At 69.9% G+C, this 6927-nt stretch carries 6 protein-coding genes; 1 reads left to right on the top strand and 5 read right to left on the bottom strand.

The genetic code is table 11. The annotated features are described in order from the left end of the window. Positions 1 to 283: 283 nt before the first annotated feature. Genes IF43_RS0134900 through IF43_RS0134890 form a run of 3 tightly spaced genes read right to left on the bottom strand, consistent with a single transcriptional unit; the run spans position 284 to position 2981 of the window. Positions 284 to 1051 carry an amino acid ABC transporter ATP-binding protein gene (locus tag IF43_RS0134900; protein ID WP_030210710.1) on the bottom strand — a complete coding sequence of 256 codons (768 nt, stop codon included), beginning with the start codon at positions 1049 to 1051 and terminating at the stop codon, positions 284 to 286. Continuing rightward, positions 1048 to 1995 (bottom strand): amino acid ABC transporter permease, encoded by a 948-nt coding sequence (locus IF43_RS0134895; protein WP_030210709.1) that lies wholly within the window; start codon positions 1993 to 1995, stop codon positions 1048 to 1050. The genes IF43_RS0134900 and IF43_RS0134895 overlap by 4 nt, the downstream gene beginning before the upstream one ends. A 29-nt stretch (positions 1996 to 2024) precedes the next feature. Next, positions 2025 to 2981, bottom strand: a complete 957-nt coding sequence (locus IF43_RS0134890; protein ID WP_030210707.1) for an ABC transporter substrate-binding protein — start codon at positions 2979 to 2981, stop codon at positions 2025 to 2027. A gap of 532 nt (positions 2982 to 3513) precedes the next feature. On the opposite strand from IF43_RS0134890, the gene IF43_RS0134885 reads away from it, so the two are divergent. Beyond that, entirely contained in the window at positions 3514 to 4713 is a 1200-nt protein-coding gene (locus IF43_RS0134885) for an NADP-dependent malic enzyme (RefSeq protein WP_030210706.1), read from the top strand. A gap of 80 nt (positions 4714 to 4793) precedes the next feature. Here the strand turns inward: IF43_RS0134885 and IF43_RS0134880 are convergent, their stop codons facing one another. Beyond that, positions 4794 to 5711 carry a PadR family transcriptional regulator gene (locus tag IF43_RS0134880; protein WP_030210704.1) on the bottom strand — a complete coding sequence of 306 codons (918 nt, stop codon included), beginning with the start codon at positions 5709 to 5711 and terminating at the stop codon, positions 4794 to 4796. A 1-nt stretch (position 5712) separates the two neighbouring features. Beyond that, on the bottom strand, positions 5713 to 6612 hold the full coding sequence (locus tag IF43_RS0134875) for a DUF4097 family beta strand repeat-containing protein (protein WP_037891390.1): 900 nt from the start codon (positions 6610 to 6612) through the stop codon (positions 5713 to 5715). Positions 6613 to 6927: the final 315 nt, after the last annotated feature.

Below are 6927 nucleotides of genomic sequence, written 5' to 3'. Positions count from 1 at the left end.
AAAGCCCCAGGGGTGGGCCTGCCGCAGGGCCTGCAGGCCATGACGGGTCAAGAGGCGAGGGGACCCACACACCACGGGACGGCCCCACGAAGCGAGAGCCCACCCCGACACCGGCCTACGACCGGCCTACGACCGGCCCACGACCAGCCCCCGACCGACCCACGAACGGCCCGCGAACCCCAGCCCCCAGACGCACGAACGCCGCAGGGGCGGTACGGAAGACCCGTACCGCCCCTGCGCCTACTACGCGAACCTACGCGAACCGACTGGAACGACCGACCGACTACAGCACCTTGGACAGGAACGCCTTGGTGCGGTCGTGCTGCGGGTTGGTCAGGACGTCGCGCGGGTGGCCGGACTCGACCACGACACCGCCGTCCATGAAGACCAGGTTGTCGCCGACCTCGCGGGCGAAGCCCATCTCGTGCGTGACCACGATCATGGTCATGCCCGACTCGGCGAGGTCCCGCATGACGTCGAGGACGTCGCCGACCAGCTCGGGGTCGAGCGCGGAGGTCGGCTCGTCGAACAGCATGAGCTTCGGCTCCATCGCCAGCGCACGGGCGATGGCGACGCGCTGCTGCTGGCCGCCGGAGAGCTGCGAGGGGTAGTTGTTCCCCTTGTCACCGAGGCCCACGCGGTCGAGCAGGCGGACGGCGCGCTCGCGGGCCACCGCCTTGGACTCCCGCTTCACCTGGACCGGGGCCTCCATGACGTTCTCGATGGCCGTCATGTGGGGGAACAGGTTGAAGCGCTGGAAGACCATGCCGATGTCGCGGCGCTGGGCGGCGACCTCGCTGTCCTTCAGCTCGTAGAGCTTGTCGCCCTTCTGCCGGTAGCCCACCAGGTGGCCGTCGACCGAGAGCCGGCCGCCGTTGATGCGCTCCAGGTGGTTGATGCAGCGCAGGAAGGTGGACTTGCCGGAGCCGGACGGGCCGACCAGGCAGAAGACCTCGCGGGGGGCGACCTCGAGGTCGATCCCGCGCAGGATGTGGGCGGCGCCGTAGGACTTGTGGACGCCTTCGGCCTTGACCATCGGCTGGGCGCTCATCGGGCGACCTCCGTACGGCGGAACATGTTCAGGTTGGCCTTCAGCCGCTGGAACGGGGTGGGCGGCAGGTTGCGGGTGGAGCCGCGGGCGAAGCGGCGCTCCAGGTAGTACTGGCCGACGCTGAAGACGCTGGTCAGGGCCAGGTACCAGATGGAGGCCACGAAGAGCATCTCCATGACGGCGCCGGCCGTGTTGCCGATGTTCGACGAGGCGCGCAGGAGCTCGGTGTACTGGACGGCCGAGACCAGCGACGACGTCTTGAGCATGTTGATGAACTCGTTGCCCGTGGGGGGCACGATCACCCGCATGGCCTGCGGCAGGACGACCCGCCACATGGTCTTGGTCTGCGACATGCCGAGCGCGTGGGCGGCCTCGGTCTGGCCCTCGTCGACCGACTGGATGCCGGCCCGGACGATCTCCGCCATGTACGCGCCCTCGTTCAGGCCGAGGCCCAGGAGCGCGACCATGAACGGGGTCATGACGTCGACCATCTCGTTCTTGTAGATCGGTCCCAGGTTGAGGTACTGGAAGATCAGCGAGAGGTTGAACCAGACGAGCAGCTGCACGTACACCGGCGTGCCGCGGAAGAACCAGATGTAGAGCCAGGAGACGGCCCCGGTGACCGGGTTCTTCGAGAGGCGCATCACCGCGAAGAGGATGCCGAGGACCAGGCCGAGGGCCATGGAGGCCACGCTGATCACGATGGTCTTCCACAGACCGCTCAGGACCGAGGGGTCGAAGAGCTTGTCCCACACCGTGTCCCAGATGATGTTGCCCTGGGAGAAGGCGTAGAGGAGCCAGCCGAGGAGCGCCACGACCACTACGGCACTGACGTAGCGGCCCCAGTGGCGCACGGGGATGGCCTTGATCGCCTCGAACGGAACACCCGAGGCGCCGGGCCCGGCCGGAGCGGCGGCCGAGCCCTTGTCGATCTTGTCAGTCACAATGACTGCCCTTCAGTGGAGCGCGGAGATCACTTGCCGGCGTTGACGGTCGCCTGGGTGACCGCGCTGTCCTTGACGTTCCACTTCTCCAGGACCTTGGCGTAGGAGCCGTCCTTGATGATCGCGTCGAGGGCTTCCTTGACGGCGTCACGGAGCTGGGTGTTGTCCTTGGAGACGCCGATGCCGAAGAGGCCGACGTCCGCCTGGCTGCCGGCGACCTCGAAGTCGTTGCCGCCGCCGGAGGTCTTGGCGATGTACGCCGCGACCGGGTAGTCGTTCAGGTCGGCGACGGCGCCGCCGGCCTTGACGCGGGTCTGGGCCTCGGCGTCGGTGTCGAAGGCCTGGATGGTGAGCTTCTTGTCACCGCACTTCGTGGCCTGGGCCTTGAAGGTGTCCTCGTAGATCGTGCCGCGCTGGACGGCGACGGTCTTGCCGCAGAGGTCGTCGAGGGACTTGACGCCCTGCGGGTTGCCCTTCTTGACCAGCAGCGAGACGCCGGACGAGAAGTAGTCGACGAAGTCGATGCCCTTGCCGATCTTCTTGCCGGAGTCGTCCAGACCCTCCTGGCGCTTCTTGTTGTCCGTCATCGAGGACATGATCAGGTCCTGACGGCCGGTGTAGATCGAGGTGATCAGGCCGTCGAAGGTGCCCGAGACCATCTCCATCTTGACACCGAGCTGCTTGCCCAGCGCCTCGGCGAGGTCGGGGTCGACGCCGACGATCTTGCCGCCCTCGGTGAACTCCATGGGGGCGTACGCGGCGTCCGTGCCGATCTTGATGACCTTGGAGTCCTGGTACTTCTTCGGCAGCTTCGCGAAGAGCGGGGCGGCGCTGGAGGCCGGGGACTCGGACGACGACGAGCTGCTGCCCGCGTCGGTCTGGTCGCCACAGCCGGCCAGCAGGAGGCTGCCTGCGACCGCGACGGCGCCGACCGCGGCGATCCGGGACCGGGTGGCGGTCGTACGACGGGTGGTGCTTGCGGTCATGAGCGTGATCCTCCGGCATGGGGATGGACAGCGGCCGAAAAGGAGGTCCGGCACGCACCTTCGAGTGTCGCGACCTCGTGTGATTCCGCATCTTGCCATTCGGACCTCGGGAATCGGACGGCCAGCCAGGTCAAAATCGGATAACGGGTGCCCGGAGTTGTCCAACATGCCTGCGGACAAGGGTGATCGTCGCCGAAGTTTCTGGCGCGTAACCCCCTCCGAGCCGTGCTTTTTACTGCTCGTCTCGACCTGTGGACCAGGGCTGCCGGACTTAACGGCGAAACCGGACAATGCCCATAGGATCGACCAGCAATCGAGTCGTCTGGACGAGGCTCTTCGGGTACAACAGATCCTTACACCCCTCATCCGGGGCTCAGGGCGCGTGTGCGGCGCGCCCGCGCGTACGAAACCTCCCCTCCGAGGGAGGCGGGCTCACCCGCCAGCCGATTTCGGAGCTCGAACGCGGTGCCCGCCCACCCCTGACCCAGGAGTGGAGTCACCCTCAACTATGAAGACTTAAGGGGTCAAAGAAGTGGCAGCGGAGATCGTCAATCCTCGCAGCGACAGCGTCACGGACAATAATCCGGACGCTGCCTTCGCGCTGCACCGTGGCGGCAAGATGGCCATCGAGGCCACCGTCCCGGTCCGTGACAAGGACGACCTGTCCCTGGCGTACACGCCGGGCGTGGCGAAGGTGTGCACCGCCATCGCCGAGCAGCCCGAGCTGGTCCACGAGTACACCTGGAAGTCCAACGTCGTGGCCGTCGTGACCGACGGAACCGCGGTGCTGGGGCTCGGTGACATCGGACCCGAGGCCTCCCTCCCCGTGATGGAGGGCAAGGCCATCCTGTTCAAGCAGTTCGGCGGCGTGGACGCGGTCCCGATCGCGCTCGCCACCAAGGACACGGACGAGATCGTCGAGACCGTGATCCGCCTGGCCCCGTCCTTCGGCGGCGTGAACCTCGAGGACATCTCGGCGCCGCGCTGCTTCGAGATCGAGCGCCGCCTCCAGGAGGCCCTCGACATCCCGATCTTCCACGACGACCAGCACGGCACGGCCGTGGTGACCCTGGCGGCCCTGCGCAACGCGGCCAAGCTGACGGGCCGCACCCTGGGCGACCTGCGCGCGGTGATCTCGGGTGCCGGCGCGGCGGGCATCGCCATCGCCAAGATCCTGGTCGACGCGGGCATCGGCGACGTGTGCGTCACCGACCGCAAGGGCGTCGTCTCCGCCGACCGTACGGACCTCACCGACGTCAAGGCCGAGATCGCCTCCCTCACCAACAAGACGGGCCGCACCGGCTCGCTCGAGTCGGCCCTCGAGGGCGCGGACGTGTTCATCGGCGTCTCCGGCGGCACCGTCGGCGAGGAGGCCGTGGCCACGATGGCGAAGGACTCCTTCGTCTTCGCCATGGCCAACCCGAACCCGGAGGTCCACCCCGACGTCGCGCACAAGTACGCGGCCGTCGTGGCGACCGGCCGCAGCGACTTCCCGAACCAGATCAACAACGTCCTGGCCTTCCCCGGCATCTTCGCGGGCGCCTTCAAGGTGCGCGCCTCCCGGATCACGGAGAACATGAAGATCGCCGCGGCGGACGCCATCGCCGGTGTCGTCGGTGACGAGCTCGCCGCCGACTACGTCATCCCGTCGCCGTTCGACGAGCGCGTCGCCGAGGCGGTCACCGCCGCGGTCGCCGCCGCCGCCCGCGCCGACGGCGTGGCCCGCGCGTAACGCCCGGAACCCGCGAAGGGCCCCGGCACCGGAGGGATCTCCGGCGCCGGGGCCCTTTCGTTCGAGCGGGGAGTGCGCCCCTACCGTCCGCGCAGGACGGCGCCGATGACGGTGGCGGCCTCGGCGAGCCGGGCCCGGGCCGCGGCGAGCTGCTCCTCCGTGACGCCGTGGTCACGGGCCGCGTCACGGACGTCGTCGCGGAACCGGTCGAGCAGCCGGTCCAGGTCGCGGGCCGGGTCGCCGGTGGACTCGGCGTCGGCCGCCCAGCCCGCCGCGTCGGCCGCCGGGGCCGACCCGTCCTGCTTGAGGAAGGCGTCCGCGGCGCCCCGGGCGAAGCCGCCGAGCTGCGTGGTGAGGTCGCTCAGCCCGTCCTTCATGCCCGAGCGCGCGAACTGCTCCTGCAGCTGCCGGGCGATCCGCTGGACCTCTTCCCGGGCCCGGTCCTGGGCCTCCTTGGCCTGGCGGCGGGCCTGCTTGGCCTCCTCGCGGGCACGCCGGCTCTCGTCCTTCGCCCGGCGGGCCTGCTCCTTCCACTCCTGCCGGGCCTTGCGCAGCTCCTCCTTGGCGTGCTGCCACGCCTCGCTGTCGGCGAAGGTCTCCTCGTGCCGCTGTTCGGCCCCGGCGGCCGCCGCGCGCATCTCGCGCCGCAGGTTCCCCGCGGCCCCGCGGACGTCGTCGCGTATCTCGGCGGCCAGCTCGGAGACCGACTCGCGGATCTCCAGCTCCAGGTCCGCCAGCTCACCGCCGCGACCGGCCAGCTCCTCGCGGCCGGCGTCGGTGATCGAGTAGACCTTGCGCCCGCCCTCCGTGGTGTGGGTGACGAGCCCCTCGGCCTCCAGCTTGGCCAGCCGCGGGTAGACGGTGCCGGCGGAGGGCGCGTACAGGCCCTGGAACCGCTCCTCCAGGAGCCGGATCACCTCGTAGCCGTGGCGCGGGGCCTCGTCGAGGAGCTTGAGCAGGTACAGGCGCAGACGGCCGTGGGCGAAGACGGGCGGCATGTCAGAGCACCTTCTTGTCGAGGGCGGGCGGGGTGCCGGGGCCGCCGGCGTCGGTGAAGGGGTCGGCGTCCGCCGCCGGCCGGCGCAGCAGCGCGATGGCGCCCGAGACGGTGGAGGCCTTCAGGGTTCCGGTGCCCGCGCCGAGGGTGCCCGTGATGCGCTTGGCGCCCCACTGGCCGCTGACCCGCAGGTCCTCGAACGCGGTCCGCACCGACCCGCTGGCGGTGTGCGCCTCGACCCGCGCGTCCGCCGGGTGCGGCAGCCGGATGGCCACCTCGCCGGAGACGGACGTCAAGGCGATGTCGGCGGGCCCCGCCGCCGGGTCCAGGTCGAGCACCATGTCGCCGCTGACCGAGTCGGCACGTACGGACGCCCCGGCCCCGTCGACCACGGTCAGGTCGCCGGACACGGACTTGAACCGCAGCTCACCGGTCACGGACTGGGCCTCGACGCTGCCCGAGACCGTGTCCGCGCGCACCGCGCCGGCCAGGCCCACCAGCGCGGTGTCCCCACTGACTCCCTTGACCTCGGTACCGCCCCGGATGCCGGAGACCACCGCGGCGGCGCCCACCGCACCGAGCTCGACCCGGGCCGCGGCCGGCACGGTCAGGGTCACCTCGGCGCTGCGCTGCCAGCTCTCTCGGCTGAAGCCGTTCTTCTCGAAGCTCTTGAGGAAGCCCTTCCAGGACATGTCCTCGTACGCGACCGTCAGCGTGCCGTGCTCGTGGGTGACGATCAGCGGCGGTCCGTCGATCCGACCGACCTCCAGCCGGGCGGGTCCGTCGTCCTCGGTGCCGACGACGTTCACCGTGCCGTTCACGACACGGACCCTGACCTCCGCCACCGGGGCGTCGAAGGAGAGCTTCTGCGGCTCGGAGACCGTCCACGTCGACTGGGTCATCGTGCTGATCCTCCTCGGATCGGGGCCAAGAGCGACGCAACATATCGCGTCTCTCGCAAGACACGATATATCGCGCCCTTGCGAAGTCAAGCACGCCCCGCCCTCCACAGATCCACCTGAGGACCCCCAGACCGGTCACCGACGGCCACTCCGCCGACCGTCGTGCGCGAGTCCGCCCACAGCCAGTCCCGGCTCGCCGGATCCTTGGCGGTGCCTGGTGGGTCCCGTGGTGTGTGGGGGAGGCGCTTGACAGGGGTGGCAGGCTGGCTCGGAGGCAGGCCCGGGCCGAGGGTGGCCGCAGGCCAGGGCGAAGCC

The organism is Streptomyces sp. NRRL S-87 (genome assembly GCF_000719335.1).
Taxonomy (GTDB): domain Bacteria; phylum Actinomycetota; class Actinomycetes; order Streptomycetales; family Streptomycetaceae; genus Streptomyces.
The sequence above is the reverse complement of the archived record's forward strand: the minus strand, read 5'-3'. Positions and strand labels throughout refer to the sequence as shown.